General features: G+C 38.6%; 19 protein-coding genes, 1 riboswitch and 1 other annotated feature. Of the genes, 18 read left to right on the top strand and 1 reads right to left on the bottom strand.

What is annotated here, in order from left to right; translation table 11 throughout:
- Positions 1–70 precede the first annotated feature (70 nt).
- A riboswitch (cyclic di-AMP (ydaO/yuaA leader) is annotated at positions 71–217 on the bottom strand.
- 785 nt (positions 218–1002) lie between these two features.
- From B5Y67_RS15555 to B5Y67_RS15465, 17 genes are all read left to right on the top strand, one after another.
- A complete protein-coding gene (locus tag B5Y67_RS15555) occupies positions 1003–2616 on the top strand; it encodes an APC family permease (protein WP_242975992.1) in 1614 nt (537 codons plus the stop codon).
- A 643-nt stretch (positions 2617–3259) separates the two neighbouring features.
- Positions 3260–4546, top strand: coding sequence for a 3-isopropylmalate dehydratase large subunit (locus tag B5Y67_RS15550; RefSeq protein WP_088227342.1), 1287 nt, complete (start codon positions 3260–3262; stop codon positions 4544–4546).
- Between the two features lie 15 nt (positions 4547–4561).
- Positions 4562–5086, top strand: a complete 525-nt coding sequence (locus B5Y67_RS15545; RefSeq protein ID WP_088227341.1) for a 3-isopropylmalate dehydratase — start codon at positions 4562–4564, stop codon at positions 5084–5086.
- 49 nt (positions 5087–5135) lie between these two features.
- Positions 5136–5374, top strand: a binding site (T-box leader).
- Positions 5375–5480: 106 nt separating this feature from the next.
- A complete protein-coding gene (locus B5Y67_RS15540) occupies positions 5481–6698 on the top strand; it encodes an aminotransferase class I/II-fold pyridoxal phosphate-dependent enzyme (protein WP_088227340.1) in 1218 nt (405 codons plus the stop codon).
- Positions 6699–7215: 517 nt separating this feature from the next.
- The gene (locus B5Y67_RS15530) at positions 7216–7767 is read left to right on the top strand and encodes a prolyl-tRNA synthetase associated domain-containing protein (protein ID WP_088227339.1); all 552 of its coding nucleotides are present in this window, start codon (positions 7216–7218) and stop codon (positions 7765–7767) included.
- 309 nt (positions 7768–8076) lie between these two features.
- Positions 8077–8523: a MarR family transcriptional regulator gene (locus B5Y67_RS15525; protein WP_088227338.1), complete on the top strand. Its 447-nt coding sequence runs from the start codon at positions 8077–8079 to the stop codon at positions 8521–8523.
- Positions 8524–9741 (top strand): MFS transporter, encoded by a 1218-nt coding sequence (locus tag B5Y67_RS15520; protein ID WP_088227337.1) that lies wholly within the window; start codon positions 8524–8526, stop codon positions 9739–9741. It abuts the gene before it with no gap.
- A gap of 1078 nt (positions 9742–10819) precedes the next feature.
- Positions 10820–11449 (top strand): DUF2238 domain-containing protein, encoded by a 630-nt coding sequence (locus tag B5Y67_RS15510; RefSeq protein ID WP_088227335.1) that lies wholly within the window; start codon positions 10820–10822, stop codon positions 11447–11449.
- An 81-nt stretch (positions 11450–11530) separates the two neighbouring features.
- The gene (locus tag B5Y67_RS15505; RefSeq protein ID WP_088227334.1) at positions 11531–11935 is read left to right on the top strand and encodes a PaaI family thioesterase; all 405 of its coding nucleotides are present in this window, start codon (positions 11531–11533) and stop codon (positions 11933–11935) included.
- A 402-nt stretch (positions 11936–12337) separates the two neighbouring features.
- Complete coding sequence (locus B5Y67_RS15500; RefSeq protein ID WP_088227333.1) at positions 12338–13855, top strand: PLP-dependent aminotransferase family protein; 1518 nt, start codon at positions 12338–12340, stop codon at positions 13853–13855.
- 43 nt (positions 13856–13898) lie between these two features.
- Entirely contained in the window at positions 13899–15083 is a 1185-nt protein-coding gene (locus tag B5Y67_RS15495) for a PLP-dependent aminotransferase family protein (RefSeq protein WP_088227528.1), read from the top strand.
- Positions 15084–15131: 48 nt separating this feature from the next.
- Entirely contained in the window at positions 15132–15821 is a 690-nt protein-coding gene (locus B5Y67_RS15490) for an aspartate/glutamate racemase family protein (protein ID WP_088227332.1), read from the top strand.
- Between the two features lie 293 nt (positions 15822–16114).
- Positions 16115–16606 (top strand): MarR family transcriptional regulator, encoded by a 492-nt coding sequence (locus B5Y67_RS15485; protein ID WP_088227331.1) that lies wholly within the window; start codon positions 16115–16117, stop codon positions 16604–16606.
- Positions 16607–16777: 171 nt separating this feature from the next.
- Positions 16778–18019 (top strand): MFS transporter, encoded by a 1242-nt coding sequence (locus B5Y67_RS15480; protein WP_088227330.1) that lies wholly within the window; start codon positions 16778–16780, stop codon positions 18017–18019.
- A gap of 156 nt (positions 18020–18175) precedes the next feature.
- Positions 18176–19084 carry a DMT family transporter gene (locus B5Y67_RS15475; RefSeq protein ID WP_088227329.1) on the top strand — a complete coding sequence of 303 codons (909 nt, stop codon included), beginning with the start codon at positions 18176–18178 and terminating at the stop codon, positions 19082–19084.
- A 262-nt stretch (positions 19085–19346) separates the two neighbouring features.
- Positions 19347–20000 (top strand): MBL fold metallo-hydrolase, encoded by a 654-nt coding sequence (locus tag B5Y67_RS15470; protein ID WP_088227328.1) that lies wholly within the window; start codon positions 19347–19349, stop codon positions 19998–20000.
- Between the two features lie 139 nt (positions 20001–20139).
- Entirely contained in the window at positions 20140–21102 is a 963-nt protein-coding gene (locus tag B5Y67_RS15465; RefSeq protein ID WP_088227327.1) for a helix-turn-helix domain-containing GNAT family N-acetyltransferase, read from the top strand.
- A 172-nt stretch (positions 21103–21274) separates the two neighbouring features.
- Here B5Y67_RS15465 and B5Y67_RS15460 read toward each other — a convergent pair whose 3' ends face one another.
- A complete protein-coding gene (locus B5Y67_RS15460; protein ID WP_088227326.1) occupies positions 21275–21880 on the bottom strand; it encodes a class I SAM-dependent methyltransferase in 606 nt (201 codons plus the stop codon).
- A gap of 540 nt (positions 21881–22420) precedes the next feature.
- On the opposite strand from B5Y67_RS15460, the gene B5Y67_RS15455 reads away from it, so the two are divergent.
- Positions 22421–23584, top strand: a complete 1164-nt coding sequence (locus B5Y67_RS15455) for an iron-containing alcohol dehydrogenase (protein WP_088227527.1) — start codon at positions 22421–22423, stop codon at positions 23582–23584.
- Positions 23585–23821 lie beyond the last annotated feature (237 nt).

The following is a 23821-nucleotide window of genomic DNA, read 5'->3' as shown; positions in this document are numbered from 1 at the left end:
CAAAAGAAAAACCCCATTTGGGGTTAGTGTTAAAAAAGTTTTAAACAAACCAAGAGGTATGGTTTGTTTTTCATCCCCCTTTCAACGCCTACGAGGTTAGCTGCCGGGTTCGGGTCGAAAGAAATAACCCGTCACATTCTGTGATTCACCCCATTGGGCTAATCAATAAGCCCGTTTATGGTTCCCCCGCTTCCTGAGAATTCAGCGATTGTTTATTCAACTGTTAATAATATTAATCCTTTAATTCCAGAATATATAGCACCATAATGGAGCAAATACAGTGAAAATTCTCCTAACAAGCTTATTTTTCAGGGGTACTTTTATCATAATTAGTTATGCGTCTTAAATCTGCATTGTTCTTTCATTTGCTTAATTCTCAATCATTTTTTTGATGCCTGATCCCCGGTACGATTGTATCGAGGTTTCTTTGCTGTACCCAAACAAGAATATCAAGGTGATGGTGATATGGAGAATACCGAAATAGATATCTATATTTCTTTGAAATGGAAGAGAAACGAAAACAATGGACGAATATTCTCAGAAAGTAAATTTGTAAAATTTCTTGAAGAATAGCAAATTTGATATGAGGCAATGAATCGCCAGATTGTCAAATATTTTAAGTTTTTAACTTTGATAGTCAATTTAATTATTAAATAACTATTGTTATCTTTTGTGGGTATCCAATCTTAATCAATCCAAATAATTGCTTTGTATTATAATTTAACTTATGAAATATTTTCTGTTATATGCAAGATTATCAAGATTACAATCTATTTCGAACCGTATTTTTACTAAAATTAGATATTAACCCATTGTATGGAATATTGATTGCCATTTTTTAAATTATAATTAAAATTAAAACTATTTATAACTATAAAATAATACAATTACGAACATATTTCTTTACTTTCAATTTCAGTTGTATAATAGTTTAAAATCATTAAAAGTATTTTATTATAATTAAACTTTTATTGAAATTGAAGTAAAGAGAAAAGAGGTGAATTGCTTTGTCCGCAAAAATCAGGACAAAGCGGCTGTATGAGGCAAGGGCTAAAACGAGAACTTGGTTTGCTTGATTTAACAATGATGGGATTGGGTGCCATAATCGGTTCCGGATGGTTGTACGCTGCGCAGAAGGCGGGTAATCTCGCTGGCCCATCCGCAATTTTTGCTTGGCTCGGCGGTGGTATCGCGGTTATGTTTATCGCCTTAGTGTATGCCGAATTAGGTGCCATGCTTCCCGAATCCGGAGGACTTGTACGTTATTGCCAGTACTCCCATGGAAGTTTCGTCAGTTACATGATGGCTTTTGCACTCATACTTGCAGATTCAACGGTTATTGCCATCGAAGCAGAAGCGGTTGTTCAGTATGCTAGCTATTATGTGCCATCGCTTTATAATAATACTGCAGGTGCGATGACGGCCGTTGGATGGTGTTTGGCAGCAATTTTAATCGTCATATTTTTCTTCCTCAATTATCTTAGTGCAAAGGCTTTTGCTAAAAGTAATACCATCATAACCGCTTTAAAATTCCTAACTCCTGCTTTAACTGTCATTGTCCTTTTAACACAGTTCCATGCCGGGAATATGGCAGCGGGTGGTTTTGCTCCCTTTGGTGTACCAGGAGTGTTTACAGCTATTTCTTCCGGTGGGATTATTTTCTCGTATTTTGGCTTTCGGCAAGCAGTTGTTATGGCTGGAGAAGCTAAAAATCCTCAGCGTGATGTCCCTTTAGCGATTGGTCTCGCGATTGGCTTGGGTATCATTTTATACATTCTTTTACAAACTGTCTTTATTGGGGCTTTACCTGCGAGTGAACTGGCTAAAGGTTGGGGGCATATTAATTTTCGTTCTCCTTTTGCCCAGTTAGCTATGCTTCTTAACTTTAACTGGCTCGCCGCAATCCTCTTTGCAGATGCGGTTATCTCTCCTGCTGGGACTGGTAACATTTACATGGGGACCACCTCACGCTTGATCATGGCTCAGTCGGAAAATGGTTTTTGGTGGGGAGTATTTAAGAAAGTACATGCTAAATCAGGGGTTCCACGGCCTGCTCTCTGGCTGACTATGGTGCTAGCCTTGGTTTGGACAGCCCCTTTCCCTTCGTGGGGAAAATTAGTCGGAGTTGTATCTGGAGCAGTTGTCTTCACGTATATGATTGGCCCAATTAGCCTCGTAGCCCTTCGCCGAACTGCTCCCGGACTTCACCGTCCTTTTGTTCTTAAAGGCTTCAGCTTTGTGGCTGGTATTGCTTTTATCGTTAGCACTATGATCATTTATTGGAGTGGTTGGGCAACCGATTCGGTCGTAATGCTTGCCAATCTCTTTGGTCTCATACTATTTGTCGGTTTTCTGGTAGTTCGGCCTGATTTACGGAAAAATATTGGTAAGCATATTAAAGCTGGCATCTGGCTTGTGGTTTATATGTTTTTCATGATCGCCATCAGCTACCTCGGAAGCTCTAAGTTCGGTGGCAAAGACTTAATCAAATACCCCATGGACCAAGTTGTCGCGATGATAGGAGCAGTTATTTTCTACTTCTGGGGAAGTGCTAGCGCATTCCCAACAGAGGAAATACTGAACATTGTTGATGAACAGGCAAAGGACAAAAAATAGTAGACACAATAGAAGGCCAATTTCGAAGCATGATGGACTGGTTGGGTGAAAGTTTTATGATTAGTTAACCAGGTTGACAGAATGCGAAATAGGCTAAAGCTCAATGTTGACGATGTCCATGAGGTCAAGTGTCGAGTCTTGCGTGGTGCGGGAGTGTAGCGAAACTACTTTTTAAAGTTGTGAGCGATGCTCCCCATTTCTTTTCCAGGAGTTTGGGAAATTGTTCTCAGATTAGTACTGCAATACTAACACCGAGAGCTGCAGCAAGTTTCTTGAGGATATGAGACAAGAAATAACTGTAACATAAAGGCAAATAAGAGAGAGGTCAGAAAGAGAGTCGGTGGATACACGTACGGAACGTATGGTACAGGCAGCCATGGATCAGCTTACTATGGGAAGGACATCCTTTGTCGCGTAAACCATACATTGCTGTATTTGTTCTTGTATGTGACAGTAACCGTTGCCTATTGAAAATATCGAGTATTGGACTTCTATAACTTTTGAAATAAACAATTGTAAAATAGTTTTTAAACAGGTCACAAAATTTGACTTTTATACTATAACAATTTGTTGTAAAATGAGTATAGACATTTGATACAACCAGTCAATTTTGAAGATTTTGATGAAAAACAAGGAGAAGAAAATGGGTAAAACAATAGCTGAGAAAATATTTGATGCGCACAGGGTAAACATGCCTTTTCCAGATACGCATGTTTTAAAATTGGATAGGGTGTTTTGTCATGAAATTACCACGCCGATTGCCATCACGGATCTTATTGCAAGGGGAATGGACAGAGTCTTTGACCCGACGAAAATTAAAGCAGTCATAGACCATGTAACACCTGCCAAAGATTCTAAAACGGCTGAACAAGGAAAGATACTGCGGGATTGGGCTAAAAGGCATGGTATCAAAGACTTTTTTGACATCGGAAGAAATGGTGTTTGTCATGCCATATTTCCGGAAAAGGGATTCGTAAGACCTGGTTATACTGTGATTATGGGGGACTCACACACCTGTACTCATGGGGCCTTTGGAGCTTTTGCAGCAGGTGTCGGTACGACCGACTTGGAAGTAGGAATTCTTAAGGGTGTTTGTGCTTTCCACTTTCCGAAGACCATTAAATTTGTGCTTAAGGGCACTTTAAAGCCCGGCGTTTATGCCAAAGACTTGATACTTTTTCTTATTAAAGAATTAACCGTAAACGGTGCTACAAACATGGTCATAGAATTTACAGGACCGGTCATCGATGCCATGTCCATGGAATCACGTATGACCCTCTGTAATATGGCCATTGAAGCCGGAGGCACTTGTGGCATTTGTTACCCGGATATGACAACCGTCGAGTATTTATGGGAATTCATAAAAGACGAATTTAAAACGAAGGAAGACGCCTTGAAAGAATACACCAAATGGGTTTCTGATGAGGATGCTTCTTATGAAAAAGTCTATGAATATGATGTTACGACTTTAGAACCGATGGTTACGTTTGGTTACAAACCGGACCAAGTAAAAACCGTTAAGGAAATGTCAGAGACGAAAATTGATCAGGTTTATATAGGAAGCTGCACCAATGGCCGTATCGAAGATCTGAGAATTGCTGCAAGTATTCTTAAAGACAGAAAAATTAATGATGACGTGCGTGCTATTGTAAGCCCTGCAACCCCGGCTATTTTTTCCATAGCCTTAAAAGAAGGATTAATTGAGATTTTCCAAAACGCCGGTTTTTGTGTTACAAACCCAACCTGTGGTGCATGTCTTGGAATGAGCAATGGGGTTCTTGCTGATGGTGAGGTCTGTGCTTCGACAACAAATCGAAACTTTAATGGCAGAATGGGCAAGGGCGGTACCGTTCATCTGATGAGCCCTGCTACAGCTGCAGCTTCAGCGCTCGAAGGGAAAATAACAAATTCACAATTATATAAAGCGTGAGTAATGGAGGGAACAATGAAACAATTTAGCGGAAAAGTTCTATTCTTGGATCGATGTGATATCAATACCGATGAAATCATTCCAGCAAAGTACCTTACTGAAATCACTAAAGAGGCCTTAAAACCTTATTTATTAGAGGATTTGTCTCTTACCGGATTTAAAAATAAAGAAGATGTCAAGGACAAAGCAGTCATTGTGACAAGAGCTAATTTTGGTTGTGGCTCTTCCAGAGAACATGCTCCCTGGGCTTTAGAAGTCAATGGAATCAATGTAGTGATTGCTGAAAATTTTGCAAGGATATTCAGACAGAACATGTACAATTGCGGCATGTTTGCTATCGAATTACCAAAGGATAAGATCGAATATCTTTTTGAGAACTATGCAGGCAAAGACACTTCAATAACTATTGATATTGATAACGATAAGATTGTTGTAACTTCATCAGAGCAGTCTGAAGAAATAGATTTCAAAGTCGGCGGGTTTGACAAAACCCTAGTTAAAGAAGAGGGCTGGGTCGGTTACGCTGATAAAAACTATTGATTGTATTGACTTTTTTAAACGTATGAACTATAATGGCAAAAATTAAATATACAAAGCTGTGACGAAAAATAGTACTTGTTTTAATATGCGCAGAGAGAAGATGGTTGGTGAAAATCTTCATGAAGAAAACGGGGAAGCCATTTCTGAGCTGTTTAGCCGAATGATATTTATCCAGTAAGCTTTACCGGAGTTCCGACCGTTATAACGGAAGCGGCATTTTGTGCCGACAGAGTGCAGAGTAACCTCTGAATTTAGGTGGTAACACGGATATGCTATTTCGCCCTAAGCTGATTAAAGCAGCTTAGGGCTTTTTATTTTGGGCTTTAGCCTGTTGAACGTAAGAGCAATGATCTGTTGGGCGATTGCGAAAAATATTGTAAAAGGGTGATTTGTCATGAGAACATTCAATATGTCAAAGAAACTAGATTATGTCTGTTATGATGTCCGTGGGCCTGTGCTTGAGGAAGCAGAGCGCATGCGTAGTCAAGGTATCGATATTTTGCGTTTAAATATCGGCAACCCTGCTCCATTTGGATTTGATGCTCCGGGAGAAATAATTTACGAGATGACTGAAAATCTTCACAATGCTGAAGGATATTCGGACTCAAAGGGTATTCTCTCAGCTCGCGAAGCAATCGTAAATTACTGTGAATTTAAAAAAATACCCCATGTTGGGGTAGACGATGTATATACCGGCAATGGTGTCAGCGAATTAATCGTGATGGCTATGCAGGGACTTCTCGATAACGGAGATGAGATTCTCGTTCCTGCGCCCGATTATCCGCTGTGGACGGCAGCAGTCACATTGGCGGGCGGAAAAGCCGTCCATTACATCTGTGATGAGCAGTCCGAATGGTATCCGGATATACAAGATTTAAGCAGAAAAATAACCCCTAAAACGAAAGGCATTGTTATTATCAATCCGAACAATCCGACCGGTGCGGTCTATCCGGCCGAAATATTGGAACAGATTGTAGAACTTGCCCGGCAGCACGGTCTTATTATTTTCTCTGACGAAATATATGACCGTCTTATGATGGACGGCTTTCAGCACACATCTATTGCTTCATTGGCTCCGGATTTATTTGTTGTAACTCTGAACGGCCTTTCAAAATCCCATAAGATCGCCGGATTCCGCTGCGGATGGATGTGCTTAAGCGGAGACAAGTCACATGCCCGCGGCTATATTGCCGGGTTAAACATTCTGTCATCAATGCGGTTGTGTTCAAACGTACAATCCCAGTACGTCATTAAGTCAGCCCTTTCTGACATCCATAAATGCGACGACACTCTTTTGCCCGGAGGACGGATCTATGAGCAGCGTGAATATATAGTCAATGCTTTAAACAATATTCCTGGTCTTCAGGCGGTAAAACCTAAAGCTGCTTTCTATGTCTTCCCCCGGATTGATACCAAACGGTTCCATATCACTGATGATGAAAAGTTTGTCCTGGACTTTCTTCATGAAAAACACATCCTTATGGTTCATGGGCGTGGATTCAACTGGCTCATGCCTGATCATTTCCGTATCGTATATTTGCCCAAAATCGAGGAATTAAAAATTGCCTGTGACCGCCTAGGCGATTTTCTGGATGGGTATCGGCAGGCCTAAAAGAGTTAAATACAGATCAAGCAATTTGGCGCTATAGCTTGCAAAAATATAAATCTGCATTAAGGCAGACATTATACTCTTTATAGCCCCGCTGATGATGTGTTATAATATGGTAAATACATCATCTCCTTCAACGGCAAGGTACGATAAGCTTTTGAAGTTTAAAGAGTATTGGATTTTAGAACCAGACGGTAAGTTCGTGAGCGTGTTTACGTAACAGAACAATAAGCGCTATGGACGGCCAGAGGTATACAGATGAAGAAAAAAATATCCTTAAGCGCTTTAGCGGACTTGGTAATTGATCTTAATCCGGTTTTTGCTGCTCTGTAAAATGAACTTTGATATAGAAAGGCTCAGGTAAAACTGGGCAGCCAAAGCAGTTAGCAGCAGAAATATTATGATATGATCGGTAAGTTGAGTCGGGATGCTTCAGCATCCCGACATTATTATAGAGGTTATATACCTATACGCACCCCTTTCTGCTGGTTATGCGTAGATAGAAAACATGAGGTAAACTATGCAAAATATTAAAATAGATCGCACGATTTATAAGACCAAACCGGACAAAGCAAACCGGGCAAAAAAGGAACTGGATATTTACGATTTATTGGAAATACTCGATATTCCATATTTCAGGCTCGACCATGATGAAACACCATCCATTGAGTTGTGTGATGAGGTTGAAAAACTATTGGAAATTGAAATATGTAAAAATTTGTTTCTTTGCAACTCACAAAGAACAAGGTTTTATCTGCTAATGATGCCAGGCCGAAAGAAGTTTAGGACAAAAGATTTATCGAGACAGATTGATTCATCCAGGTTATCGTTTGCCGAGGCGGCAGATATGGAAAAACTATTGAACATTAAACCGGGATCAGTTAGTGTATTAGGCCTTGTGAATGACATAAGTCAATCTGTACAATTGCTTATTGATAAGGATGTTTTGCAGAGCGAATATGTAGGATGTCATCCTTGTGTTAATACTTCCAGTTTAAAGATTAAGACGTCAGACCTTCTCACAAAGTTTTTGCCTTATACCGGACATCAGCCAATCCCGGTGGATTTGTAAGGATAAGTCACTTCTTCGGGCAGAAGAAGCCAAAAATATACACACGCGCAACTTCGAGTGGTACAATATTTTTATTATTGCAATTTTGTCCTGGCTAGGTAGTGGTGTGCTTATTGACGAACTAAATTGGTGCACCCAATATAAACGGCCCTGCTTTTGAGGAAACTTATACCTTAAAGCAGGGCCATGATTTTTTATATAAAACAACATATTGTCAAATCTGTATATGGGTTGTTGACTTTGATTATTCTCTGAAATATAATTAGTGCAACAATAATTGTTTAAACAAGTAAGAGAGGGTTTAGGAATATGTACAAATCTTATGATGAATCGATAGGACAACTGACAAATCAAACTAATAAAATAATAATGCGCTATTTAAACTCAAAACTTGAATTGCATGATATTACTCTTGAGCAGTGGATTGTATTATCGAAGCTATCACAGCAAGATAAAATCACACAGAAGCAGTTAGCTGAAAATGTAGATAAGGATCAACCTACTTTGGCAAGGATATTGGATATTTTAGAAAGAAAAAAATTTGTTGAAAGAAAACCTAATGAAAAGGATAGAAGAGCATTTAGAGTACATATGACTGAGAAAGGGATAAACCTAAAGAAACAAGTGACACCTCTTCTTGAAAATTTGTTTGAAACAATAGTCTTGGGAATTTCAGGTGAGGAAATTGAAACTTATAAACGTGTTCTCTCGAAAATAAAAAGAAATATAACTATTCAAGAAAAGGTGGAGAAATAATTGAAAAGACTAAATTTGAATTCTTCGGACAGACTTTGGACAAAGAGTTATACATTGATTTTAAGCATAAATTTATTTGTTTACATAGCTTTTTATCTTTTGGTACCAACTTTACCTGCGTTTGCAAAACAGATTGGCGGGAGTAATTTACAAGCCAGTTTAGTAGTTAGTGGATTTTCTATATCTTCACTTATATGTAGGGCAGTTACCGGATATCTGGCTGATAAAGTTGATAGGAAGCCGCTTTTAGTAATTGGACTCTTTATTTTAGCTTTATGTACTCTTTCTTATATGTTCCTTCCAATCTCGGCAGTCATAGTAGTACGCATTCTTCAAGGGGTTGGTTGGGGAATGTCATCTACAGCTATTGCTGCCATAGTTTCGAAAATGGTTCCCGGTAAACTTCGAGGCGAAGGAATGGGATATTATTCACTATCTATGATAATTTCGATGTCTTTAGCCCCAATTATAGCAATTATGGTTATGAATAGTTATAAATTCAATGTAGTAGCTGTGTTTTCTATAATTCTAGTTGGTGTTGCAATACTATTATTACAATTATTAAAGATTCCTCACAATAAGATCCAAAGGTTAGGACCTAAAAAAGAAAATATCATTGTATTGAGAGATTTATTTGAAAAGAGAGCGTTGTTTCCATCGTTTCTTTGTTTTTTATTGGTAATTCCTTTGTGTGGAATAATGAGTTATATAATGTTATATGGTCAAGAAATAAAGCTATCTAACATTTGGATATATTTTATTGGACATGTCTCAATGATTTTAGTGACAAGATCTTTTGTCGGAAAGTTATTTGATAGAAAAGGTCATGCTGTAGTAATTATACCTGGAGCAATATCAATGATCATAGGACTCATAATACTCTCCTACGTACATTCTGTTACTACTTTGGTCATTTCGTCACTATTTTATGGGTTTGGATATGGTGCTGTTCAGCCATCATTACAGGCCTGGGCGATAAACAGATCACCAGTTGAGCGTATAGGTGCGGCAAATGGAACGTTCCTATCCTCAATGGACTTAAGCTTTACAATTGGTTCAATAGTATTAAGCCTCATTGCAGAAATTAAGAGTTATGCTATAATGTATCGATTTTCTGACATCTTTATGGTTATTTTTATATTGGCATACGGTTTTGTCCTATTAAAGGAAAAGAAAAGTGCTATACATAAAGAAGACTTGCTTGAAAATGCGATTTGAATAAAAAATAATGAAGATTGTTCAGAAAAGATGTTAATGCAAAACTATAGAAAAATAGAGAGGTCAAATTAAGAATTCTGTAACTATTTCTTCGCTATTTTGTAAATAGGACGCATGAAAAAAAGAATATTATAAGAGAAATAGTGATTCAATTTTGAAAAAATCAGGACAGATGACCATTCCCGGATCGGGGAAAAGACTACTTTAGATTTATCCATGAAGCTCATAAGACGCCTGAACAGCCTGAACAATTTCGAGAAGATGTAAAGGAATTGTTTTGTCAGTCCCAGAGCAGGGTATGGTAAATGTGATTAAAGGATGATAAACGAAATCTTCGAGGGTAAGGGGTATCATGAAGAAAACTTTAGTAATCCTAGGACTTATAAGCCTATTTGTGTTTACTTTGATGAGATGTGGCAATGGAAGCGTTCCTATTAGCACCAATAATTATCACAACCAAAACAAGTAATAGAAAACTACTTTAAATTCTACAATGAGAAAAATAGGCAGGGATTGTTATCCACATTAACCGGATGGCATGACAAATCAAATGTGGAGTTTGACTTTGACAATCTAGTATTTATAAAACCTTTAATTATTGGAAATAACGATATGACAATAGTTAATGCATATTTGGGTTGTGGCCGCGGGTCAGTTAACGGAGTTAAACCGAACAACGTTATGGCGTACAAAGTTACTTATGTATCTCTATATAGAAAAGGACCATGGCCTAGTGGAATTCAAACTGAAAGTTTTACTTTGATTAGAGAAAGTGATAATGGACCATGGCTGATCGATGACCTTGGTCAAGGTTAAGCCTTTTTCCACGGCAGCATTTTGATGCTGTTTTTTTAACCAATAATTAATAACCAATTAAAACCAAATTACAATGCAATGAATGAATAATCGATGCCAGAGCGAATGAGCACTCCCTTTGCTTTTATTGCTGACTTTATGCAGGAAATATAAGATAATGATGGAATAAGTAGGAGGGAAGAAGTTAGTTCATTTCTAAGGTTGGGATAGGATTGTGAAGAGTATTTACTTATTCAGCAAAATTCTTGAAAGGGGAAGTTAGGTGAGTCGTGTACAAAGATTAAAGACTATTGAACCGCTTCATGTCGGTTTGTTATTGATTTTCCTATTTGCCCTCATTTGGTCTGTCATCAATCCAAAGGATCTTTTTACTTGGTTTTTAGAAGTATCACCAGCCATCATAGGGTTGGCAGTTATCGTTATTACATATCCTCGGTTTCGGCTGACTAATTTAGTCTATGTATTAATATTATTGCACGCTTTAATTCTTGTTATTGGTGGACACTACACGTATGCTGAAATGCCATTTTTCAATTGGGTGCGGGATCATTTTCACTTAGCAAGGAATTATTATGACCGTTTAGGCCATTTTGTACAGGGTTTTGTTCCTGCAATTATTTCCAGGGAAATACTGTTGCGAAAGTCACCTATAAGGAGAGGTAAACTTTTGTCATTCCTGGTAATTTGCATTTGTCTTGCGATTAGTGCCTCATATGAGTTAATTGAGTGGGGTGTAGCAGAGGCTACAGGTAGTGCGGCTGCTGCCTTTCTTGGAACTCAAGGAGATGTATGGGATACCCAGTGGGATATGTTTTTCGCTTTATGCGGCTCGGTTATCTCCCTAGTCACACTTTGGAAATTCCATGATTTAAGCCTTGAAAAAGGGAAATAGAGTAGGGAATTAAACGCCTTGTACATGATAGCCAGTGGCGAGTGGGGAAGTTCATAAAAATTGTATTGTCAGGAGGACGTAATGAACGAAAACATTATGAGTTACCTAGAAAATGATCAGTTCGCAGCTCTGGCAGGAATCAAACTAGTCGAAGTGAAGCTTGGATATGCAAAAGCCAAGATGGAGATCACCGATAAGCACTTAAACGCTGTTAATATTGTGCATGGAGGAGCAATATTTACGCTGGCAGATTTTGCATTTGCGGCTGCGTCTAATTCATATGGACAAGTTTCTCTTGGGATAAATGCTGCTATATCGTATTTTCGTCCCCCTAAAGGATGTACACTCATTGCTGAAGCCAAAGAAGTATCATCAACTAAGAAAATCGGAAATTATAATGTTGATGTATTTGATGAGAATAAGGAAATTATTGCTAGGTTTAATGGTATTGTATACAGAAAGAAAGATAAGATTGAATTTGAGTAGGAAAACTTGCTTACTTGAATAGCTATCTATGCATTGTTCTATATTGACAAGTCAATCGAGGCACATCTAAGACCGCGTGTTATATCGAAGGCGTAATTATATATGTATTCTGTTCGATACATTACAGAATGACGATGATGCAGAATAGATCAAAGCTTAGGCCTCAGATGAAAGTGTATTAAGAATTAGGAGATCCAGTCCTAACTTAAACTTTTATTTAAGGCCTAAGTTTCTCTATAAACAATTATAGTTTTAAATATTTCCGACCTTGGCACTTCAATGCAGAACCATTGAAGTGCATTATTATCAATTGGCTGAATAAAAAACTAAGGTATTGGTAGTTGATTTGGGTGTGTTTTGGGTTAATAATTTAATTGGATGAATCCAATGAGGTGATTTGGTATGAGGCTTGTCGTTGATAGAGGAAATCATACACCTGTTTATATTCAAATTTTTGAGCAGATACGTCGGATGATTATATCCGGGGAGCTTTCACCCGGTTTCAGACTTCCTCCTGAAAGGAAGTTGGCTCAAAGTCTTGGCGTTAATAGAACGACAATCTTGAACGCTTATCGCGAGTTAAAAGCTGAAGGACTGGTTGGTTCTCATGTTGGAAATGGAACTGTAGTACTTTCCTGTCTTCAGGATGAGTCGGATTTGCGTAACTTCACTTCACAGGAACCTGCTTGGAACCAAATTTTTAGCCATCATGCTAATGATTTTGATTCCTATATTCTAAAGGACTTGTTAACCTTAGCAAGCAGAAAAGACGTAATTTCTTTTGCGACAGGAATGGCTTCTCCGGAAAATGGTCCTTTAAATGCTTTTCTCGGCATCGAGAAAGAATTAATTGAAAGCAGAAATTATAAGCCTTTGCAGCATTCTCCTACAGAAGGCTTCACATCGTTGCGTGAAGCCATTTCCGGTTTGATGCATAAACGAGGAGTATATTGCAGCTATGATGAAATCATGCTTCTTTCGGGTTCACAACAAGGTCTGGATGTGGCAGCAAGGATAATACTTGATCCAGGGGATATCGTTGTCGTTGAAGAACCATCATTTTTTCCCGCGATACAAGTGTTCAAATCTATCGGTGCCAGAGTTATGGGAATTCCGATTGACGAAAAGGGTATGAGAGTCGACTTACTTGAACAGCTATTACAAAGGTACAGACCCAAATTGATTTATACAATACCAACATTTCACAATCCTACAGGGACTGAAATGGAGCTGGAACGAAGAAAACGACTGATTGAACTGGCCTATAAATACAAGGTTCTGATTATTGAGGACGATGCCTATGGGGGCCTTTGTTATGAAGGTCATTCACTTCCTTTGCTGAAAGCAATGGATAATGACGGATATGTAATTTACTTAAGTACCTTTTCCAAAACTGTTTATTCAGGTTTGAGATTGGGCTGGATGACGGCGCATAAAAAGGTCATAAAAAAATTTGCAGCTGCGAAACAAATCATGGATTTACATTCCAGCAGTTTATCACAGTGGATTATTGAACAGTTTATTAGAAGCGGGGGACTTGAAGCGCATATTCCCAGGCTTTGCAAAGACTATCGGGAAAAAAGAAATGCAATGTACGATGCGCTGACCAAAAATGCACCGGCAGATTTACTATGGAATATGCCTAGAGGAGGCTACTACATTTGGTGTAAGCTTCCATGTGGAGTTTCAGCATCAAAACTAATTACCAAGGCAGCAGAACGCAAGGTAGTTTTCGTCCCGGGAACTCCTTTCTTTACCTCGGGGCAGGGTGACGATTTTATACGTTTAAACTTTACCTTTGAAGAACTTAAAGATATCACGGATGGGATTCAAAGATTGTGTGTGGCTATGAAAGAGTTGATAGATGAGCAAAATCATTGCGACGTTTATCCCGCACTGGAGATCAATCCCATTGTTTAAGATAGATGGTTTTCATTTTAAGCGAGATGAAGGAGGAGTTAGTGTGGATTTTAAGTATGCAAAGAGAATGGAATACATAAAGGCGTCCGAGATCAGAGAGATTTTAAAGGTTGCTGAGAGACCAGAGTATATTTCATTTGCTGGAGGTTTGCCTGCACCAGAGCTTTTCCCTGTAGAAGAAATCAAAGAAGTATGCAGAATTGTGCTTGAGGAAGAAGGTGCAAAAGCGTTACAATATTCAGCCACGGAAGGATATGCCCCACTCAGGCAATGGATAGCGCAAAGAATGAATCAACGGTTAGGAACTAGCTTCGATTCCGAAAATATACTTATAACCCACGGTTCTCAGCAGGCTCTTGACCTTACGGGTAAAGTTTTTCTTGATGAAGGAGATATTGTACTATGTGAAAGCCCGACATACCTTGCTGCTATAAGTGCCTTCAGAGCTTATGGCTGCGAGTTTGTAGAGGTTCCTACAGATGATGTGGGGATGATACCGGAAGAACTGGATCGGATTTTGGAAAACACTAAACGAGTGAAATTAATTTACATCATTCCTGACTTTCAAAATCCAACGGGAAGAACCTGGAGCCTTGAGAGAAGAAAATATCTGGTTGAGGTGGCAACAAAGCACAATGTTATGATTATTGAAGACAATCCTTATGGAGAACTGAGGTTTGAAGGTGAAAATTTACCATCTGTTAAATCCTTCGACCAGGCAGGTAGTGTGCTTTGTTATGGAACATTTTCCAAAACATTTTGTCCAGGCTATAGAATTGGTTGGGTTGCAGGTGAAAAGTCGGTTATTGAGAAGTATGTACTTGTAAAACAAGGGACAGATTTGCAAAGCAATACCCTTGCCCAAAGGGAAATTGCCAAATACCTTGAGTTGTATGATATTGATGAGCATATTGCTATAATACGTGAAGTTTATAAGAGACGGAAAACTATAATGGTCCAAGCTATGGAAAAGGAATTTCCAGATGGTGTAACCTTTACGAGACCTCAAGGGGGATTATTTGCTTGGGTAGAGCTGCCCGCGAACGTTAATGCCAGAGACGTCTTGGAAAAAAGTCTAGAAAATAAAGTCGCCTTTGTGCCGGGGGGTTCTTTCTTTCCTAACGGCGGAAAAGAGAACACCTTTAGGGTCAATTATTCTAACATGCCTGAGGAGAGGATAATTGAAGGTATTAAATATCTTGGAGAAACTTTGAAACAGTTTATATGATTTGGGATAGCGTACCAACGGTGGAGGGAATTATGGGGGAGAGTATTGATGAAAACAATAGGTTTAATTGGTGGGATGAGTTGGGAATCCTCCTCTGAATATTACCGTATTCTTAATGAAGAAATTAAGCAGAGGCTCGGAGGTTTACATTCCGCTAAATGCGTTCTTTACAGTGTTGACTTCGAGGAAATCGAAGTTTGCCAAAGGAATAATGAGTGGGAAAAGGCTGCTCAAATTCTAACAGGTGCTGCCCATAGTCTAGAGGCCGCCGGTGCTGACTTTATTATTATTTGTACCAATACTATGCACAAAGTTGCAGAGGAGATCCAGGCCGGTGTTCATATACCATTATTGCACATTGCTGATGTCACGGCGCAAGAAGTTATTTCGAAAGGAATCAATGTTGTTGGTCTTTTGGGAACAAGATATACAATGGAACAAGATTTTTATAAAGCGCGTTTAGAGGCTCAGGGCATCAAGGTTTTGATTCCTGAGGAAGCAGATAGGGTAATTGTAAATGATGTGATTTTTAATGAACTATGCTTGGGACAAATCTTAGAAGAATCCAGGGCTAACTATCAGCGTATTATTCAGAACTTAATTGAGCTGGGCGCGAAGGGAATTATTCTAGGCTGTACAGAAATTGGTCTATTAGTTAAATCTGAAGACTCCACAGTGCCATTGTTTGATACAACCGAACTTCATGCTAAAGAGGCTGTAAATTTTGCTCTTGCTTAATCGTGTTAGTTCATAGATGCTAAACCGACTAATCGAGTGTCCGAGCTTGTTTATCGCCCCAAAACAATAAATTTACTGAGTAAAACAAAAAGGCGTCAGAAGAACAAATCTTGACGTCTTTTTATATAAAGAGAATAACGTGTCAGAACATGCTCCTAACCCGCCTAAGAACAGCATAAGAAAAGATTTATCTATAAAGATAGGTGCTTTGAATAACTACTTTAGTATTGTTGAAATAGAAACAAAAGTTTAATATAATATTGTTAATGCACCAACGGGTGGGAGGACTGGCCATGGACAAAGAAGAACAGCTCATGATGGGCTTCAGGGACTTATACAACAAGATGGTTTTTCTTAATAGGAAGATGGAAGACAGTCTTAAGGGTTATAAGTCTTCTGAAGTACATTGCATTGAATACATCGGAAGAAATGAGGATTCCAATGTGACAAAACTTGCGGAGTCCTTTTATATGACCAGGGGAGCCATAAGTAAAATAGCTAAGAAGCTCATTGTAAAAGGCGTTATTGAAAGCTACCAGAAGCCAGTTAACAAGAAAGAAATCTATTTTCGCTTGACTCCGCAAGGGAAAGAAATTTACAAAGTCCATGAGGAACTGCATAAAGAGTTTCAGGAGCGGGATAAAGTCGTATTTGAGCAGGTAACCGAAGAACAATTTGATACGATGCTAAGCTTCGTGGAAACGTATAGAAGACATTTGGATGCAGAAATCAAGAAACAAAGTGTAGAATGGCAAATGGAAATGAATTTGAATAACGGATTGTAATAAATCAGCCTAAAGGGGAGAGTGTCAAAACGTTGGAATATCAACGTAGGATACTCTCCTCTTTTTATAATTAACACGGAAACAATATAGTTGACAAGGAAACAATACAATGCTAAAGTGGTTATGTTGCCAAGGAAACATAACCACTTTTTTTCGAGAGGAGAAATCTTGATGAGCGAATTAAAATCAATTAATACAAAATCTATAGAACAAACTGTTAATAAGAATGCTTTAATATTCGGTCTGATTTCCGTATTTCTTTATGGTATAGGTTTCGGTCTCACAGCACCTGTTGTCCCATTTTTGGTACAACCCTTTGTAAAGAGTCCTGGAAATCAGGCTATAGTCGTTGCACTGCTGACCTTCATCTACGCGGTCTGCGTTTTTTTGGCGGCTCCCGGTCTTGGAGCTTTGAGCGATCGGTATGGTCGCCGTCCGATACTCATAATATGCCTTTTGGGCTCCGCTGCCGGATACTTGATCTTTGGTATAGGCGGAGCTCTGTGGGTACTGTTTCTGGGACGCATAATAGATGGGCTTACAGGCGGTAACATAAGCACCACCTTGGCATATTTTGCAGACATCACTCCAGCGGATCAGCGAACGAAATACTTCGGATGGGCTGGCGCAGCGGCTGGTGCAGGCTCCATCATCGGACCTAGTCTAGGCGGATTGCTTGCTAATTTCGGCTATTCTACTCCCATATATTTTGGAGCAATAATAACTTTGTTAAATGTCGTCTATGGGGCCATTTATATGCCCGAAAGTCTTAGCAAAGACCGCAGAATGGATACAATCTCCTTAGCGAGGTTGAATCCATTTACTCAATTAGCAAGTATATTTTCTACCAATAATCTAAAATGGATTTTCATTGCGATATTCTTGCTCGGAGTACCCTCCGGTTCTCTGCAAACCCTTTTTTCACAATTCGCCAAAGATGCCTTTAAATGGGGTCCGACAATAATAGGAGTTATGTTCTCTATTCTCGGCGTACTGGATATTATTACTCAAAGTCTTATAATGCCCAAGCTTCTGAAGAAACTCAAAGTGTCACAAATAGCAGTTCTTGGCATGGTTTCTGAGACTATAGCTTATGCTCTCATTGCGGTATCCGGTATATTCTTATACTTTCCATTTTTTATCGCAGGTACAATTGTGTTCGGTTTTGGAGATGCCATTTTTGGCCCGGCAGTAAATGGGATAACTTCCAGTGCTGTCAGCTCCGATGAGCAAGGCAGGGTTCAAGGAGGCAGTCAGTCCGTTCAGGCTTTGACGCGAATTATCGGGCCTATCCTTGGAGGTGGATTGTATGTATCACTTGGACATTACGCGCCTGCCGTAATGGGAATAATTCTGGTGGCGGCGGCAGTAGCAGCTATGAACAAAGGTACTTGTAAAGTTTTAGGTTCATAATATATTGGCATTTCTAGGTTCACTTTTTTGGTACACGTAAAATTACTAAAATTTTGTGTATACCCTATATAATCATTAGGTATTGGTAAATAGTCGGTTCGTTACCTATAATTTTAAGTATCGGGTAATATGTGTTAGGAGAAGTGAAACAATGACATGCTAAATGGCTATTTATTAATTATTTTAGCTGCCATAGGCTATGGGGCTTTGCCCATATTCATAAAATGGGGGTATAACATAGGCCTAACCATGGATCATATGTTATTCTCACGATTTTTCATAGCCAGCAGCTTAATGGGTTTTATCCTATTTGTCAGTAGAAAAAAGGGCTTCAAGATATCTAAATCTTGTTCTATTCAATTAGCCCTCCAGGGCTTACTTTTTTTTGGATGTTCATATACCTATTTTCTCTCCATTAAGCATATGTCTGTCATCATTACAAATATATTGCTTTATACCTATCCTCTAATGGTTGTACTTATGTCCACCTTAATTTTTAAAGAGAAAATATCATTCGTTAAGGTAGTTACTTTGCTTATCGCCTTTATCGGTTGCTTGCTGGTTGTAGATGCCGGAAACATGTCTGGGCAAAAAATGAGTATGTCGGGACTTTTTTATGCTGTTGCATCTGCCTTATTTTATGCCCTGTACAATATCAATGGACAGTATCTTTCCGAAAAGTCGGATCCATTTACCGTATCTGCTTGTATAACCATCATTTGTTTGTTTGCCACCATTGTAATTTATCCTCCAATCAATGTCTTTTCGGGGCACTCTCAGTTGACCCTGTGGACCGTAGGCCTTGGAACAGCCATATTATGTACGATTATTCCTCTTTTTTGTTATCAAAAAGGGCTATCCCTTTTAGGCGCAAGCCGAGCTTCTATCTTAAGTACCATAGAACCTGCAATTACGACCTTATTAGCTAGTTTCATTTTAGGAGAAACACTAACAAGCGGCCAACTGTTTGGAGGGTTGCTTATTGTATCCGGAGTTTTGCTGCTTAAATTAGATAAATTGAAACAACCCTATCCTTTGAAACATCATTTGAACCGTCAAGGGTGATTTTTTGGCAAATTTCATAGTCCCCTCCCAAGCAGGCTGTCGAGGGGACTATATTCAAAACGGCAAAACCGATTGACAATTTGATGTAGACCTGTACTTCAAGCTGACGGAAATCTAACCTGTTTTTGATGGTAAGTTGGTTGTTGATCATCTTGACAAGTGGAGCGATCTCCGTTTATACTATTTATACTAAATGGAGAACACTCCACTTTTGCTAACATAATGAAATGTGCTGATCAACCATAAAAAGGGGTGCCGCAAATTGAAAATCAAATGGTTAGGCCAATCATGTTTTCTGATAACTTCGGAAAATGGAACAAAAATACTCACTGACCCGTTTAAAAATATGTTGGGTTATAAGCTGCCTGAAATTGAAGCGGATATCGTATCAACCAGTCACAATCACAGCGATCATAATAATGTTAATGCAGTCAAATGCAGCTTTACCCATATCAACGAACTCGGAACTTTTGCGGTAAATGGTATTGCTATAAAAGGGGTAGCAACATTTCATGACAAGGCTTTGGGCAGCAAAAGAGGAAAAAATACGGTATATAACTTTAGTATCGATGGAATCAATGTTTGCCACTGCGGCGATCTGGGACATATGCTGACAGATACTCAGATTAACGAAATAGGAACCGTAGACATACTCCTGCTTCCCGTTGGTGGACGCGCTACCATTGATGCACTGGATGCTGTTCAAGTTATGAAGCAGCTTAATCCGGCAATTGTGATCCCGATGCATTACCGGACAAAGGCGTTCGGGTTACTTGGCTTTTTATTTGAAAAGGTCGATAAATTCATTGCTGCTTCAGGGTTAAAGGCTAAAACGTGTAAGGAATTGGACATTGATAAAGCCAATATAAGAGAATACAAAGAAGATAAAGAGATTGTTATCCTTCAATATGAATGAGACCAGACAGTTTGAACCTGAGTAGAGTTATATTCATGCCAATTTGAAAAAGTGTAAATAAATAGTTGACAAAGTCAAATAATTTATTAAAATTATATCATATTTAATTAAGTGACTATATTGAGGAGGAGGGTCCATCGTGAATTCGCAGTACATGAATTTGATACAAATCATTCGAAGCTTCAATCGGTTCTACACTAATATTTTGGGATTACTGGACAAGCATATTTATGAAAGCGAATTTTCGCTTGCAGAAGTTCGGGTCTTATACGATATTGAACATATGGAAGTTTGTACAGCTAAGAAATTAATAGACGAGTTAAAAATTGATCCGGGTTATCTAAGCAGAATATTAAAACGCTTTGAGAATGATAGCCTTATATACAGAGTACAATCCCCGGAAGATGGTCGGTTATATTACCTTTACCTTACGGATAAAGGCAAAAATACTCTTTCAACGTTGGATGATCTGTCTAATGCTCAAATCTATAAATTAATCAGCTGTCTGCCAGAACAAGATAAAATGAGCGTTGTAGAAAGTATGAAAACGATCCAAAACGCTTTCTCAGAAAACCCTCTAAAAATCAAAGAAAAGATTACAATTCGCAGTGAATTGAGACCGGGAGATGTGGGCTATTTAATTCATCTTCATGGAAGGTTTTATGCTGAAGAATGTAAATATAACTATATGTTTGAAGGTTATGTCTGCAAAACTATTTTCGATATGTTTAATAATTACAACGCGGAAAAGGATAGATTCTGGTTTGCAGAAGCGAATGGAGAAATAATTGGCGCCGTTGCTATTATTGGACATTCTGCGGCACGGGCTCAGTTAAGATGGTTCATTCTCCATCCATCATTCAGAGGAATTGGCTTAGGAAACACTTTGTTAGATGAAGCTATGAAATATTGCCAGGAGAAAGGATATAAGCAGGTATTTCTGGAGACTACAGATGACCAGAAAATTGCGATCAAAATGTACATGAAGGTAGGGTTTAAGAAAGTGGCGGAACATGAAAATAAGGAGTGGGGAAAGAAACTGATCGAACGAACCTATGAGTTGGACTTACCTATAGGAAATTTGGATTCATTTAAGTTTTAAAAGTAAAGGTTTCAAATTAAAAGCCGCCCCACAGCAAGGGCGGCTTTTAGTCTTTTTCATGGTTTTTCTTATCTTTATCTTTGTGATTTCCTCTGCAATTAGAATACAATAAAATTCATGATATTTTATGAGCATTGTTTCAAGAATTTGTCAAGATTATAAAGAGGTGGCACTAAAAGGAAGAGTTCCTTTTTCGCATTAAACAAACCCAAGCTCTAGGAGGGTTCGGACGGTCGGATTCGAAATGGCTTGAAACGAGCGAAAGAATTTCGAAGTAAGGTTCCACTGAGTTAACTATATCTCTGGCATTACGCTGAGGTGGACCTGGATGATTACGTTGTTCATCAGCGTTGCCAACAATACTCAACCAGAGACCGTCTTTTTCCAGATTGGCTGATACTTTTTTAGCAAAGATAATTCGTTCTTGATCCGAATTAAATACATGAAAACAACCTCTATCAAAGACAAAGCCAAATGGTGCGCCTTCAATTTTGTTTTTAAGAAAGTTCGTCTCGATAAAGGAACAATTGACCTTGGCTTTTGAAGCTTTCTCAAAAGCATTCTGTATCGCAATCTCTGAAGCATCGATACCAATAACATCAAAGTTATTTTGTGCAAGCCATATAGAGTTATTGCCAGTTCCGCATCCGATTTCTAATACATGACAGGGTTTTATGTCCATCGTTGTTACAGTCTGAATAAGGTTGAAATCGGGTTTGCCGTTATCCCAAGGTGTATTTCCAGATTTGTATCTTTCCTGAAATTGTTCTTCGATCATCTTGTTATACCTCCTTCAGATGTAACAATAAGCATTAAGAAATTACTTGTGGGAGTGTAAACTGGAACAGATTATTATATTAATTATAATATATTATTTAGAAGTCGAGAACATCCACAGATGTATTTATTTGTTAAGCACAATAACTTAAATCCTTGTCGGTGCGCTCTGAGTCAAGTTTGTAATGGAAGGTAATATTATATATTAACCATAAAATTCCTATTTGCTTTTTGAGCTAAAACTTGTTAATTAGCCAATGGTCTACAAAGTGTTCCAAAATAATGCGCCTGTCTTGAACAAAGTGCTCCATACTAACACATTAACGAAACTAATATTTCTATAAAGTGTGAATTTATACATCATTCATTTAATTCAATATTAACTTATCACTGATTTCTCTCTAAGTGAAATTAATTACTAAAATTTTCTTACTTTTTGGCATGAATTTTGCTTTATTTTATGGATGATCCCGAGAATAATGCAAACGAAGAAACCATTAAGCAAAAAACGAAACATCAAAAGCAAATGGAGGAAACTAATATGGCAATTATTAATCAAGTTTATGGCTATTATATGCCAACCGTGAACCTCATGGGAGCTGGAGCAGCTCAAGAGACTGGAAAACAAGCTAAATTATTGGGTGGAAAAAAAGTACTTTTGGTAACTGATGCCTTCCTTGAAAAAATCGGGATGGCTCAAGATATTGCTGATATCATCAAAAAAGAAGGTCTCGATGTTGTTATTTATGGAGGGGCTGAACCGAATCCAACCGACAAAAATGTTCATGATGGGTTTGACCTCTATACAAAAGAGGGCTGTAATCTTATTGTATCCGTAGGCGGAGGATCTTCGCACGATTGTGCCAAAGGGATCGGACTTGTTGCTGGAAATGGTGGAAGAATTAATGACTATGAAGGTGTGGATAAATCTCCTTTGCCGATGGCTCCAATGATAGCTATCAATACTACCGCTGGAACTGCTGCAGAAATGACAAGATTCTGCATTATCACGGATCTAGCACGACATATCAAAATGGCTATTGTTGATTGGCATGTAACCCCTAATGTTTCCATTAATGATCCCCTATTGATGATGAAACAACCGCCTAGTCTGACAGCATCTACCGGAATGGATGCCCTTACCCATGCTGTGGAAGCCTATGTTTCCACAATAGCCACGCCTGTAACGGATTCGGCAGCTCTGATGGCTTTTAAATTAATTAGTAAATATTTGCGTCGAGCCGTAGCTAATGGCGATGATTTTCAAGCACGTGAACAAATGGCCTATGCTCAATTATTGGCCGGTATGGCTTTCAATAATGCCAGTTTAGGTTATGTTCATGCTATGGCTCATCAATTAGGTGGTTTTTATAACTTACCTCATGGTGTTTGTAACGCCATCCTTTTGCCGCATGTATCACGCTTTAACATGATAGGTAATCTCGAACGTTTTGGAGAGATTGCTGAAGCCATGGGAGAAAATATTACAGGACTTTCGGCCAGAGAAGCTGCTGAAAAATGTTTCAGCGCAATTGCAACACTTTCTCAAGATGTTGGAATTCCCACAGGATTATCTGTACTTGGAGTCAAAGAAGAAGACTTTGCCCTCATGGCAGGTAATGCAAAAATGGATGCATGTCAATTGACCAATCCGCGGACAGCAACCCTGGAACAAGTGATTCAAATTTATAAAAACGCAATGTAAGCGGTATATTTATCAGTACGAGAAGCTTTGTGCGAAAAAATTCCAAAATAATTAATAAAGAATAAAGCTAATTCAAAGAGAGGAGCTAATATTCAGGCTTCTCTCTTTGATGTCTTAATCATTATTACATAGCTCGACAATCTCTCTATTTCCGCCTACCCTACACCCCTTCGATCCAAGAGACGAGGGGCTTTTCTATTAAATAAGATCAACAGTTTTGTTTTCTTCGTATGGTTT

This window comes from Desulfosporosinus sp. FKB, from assembly GCF_002196705.1.
In the GTDB taxonomy this organism is placed as follows: domain Bacteria; phylum Bacillota; class Desulfitobacteriia; order Desulfitobacteriales; family Desulfitobacteriaceae; genus Desulfosporosinus.
This window is presented reverse-complemented; position numbering and strand designations above follow the sequence as displayed.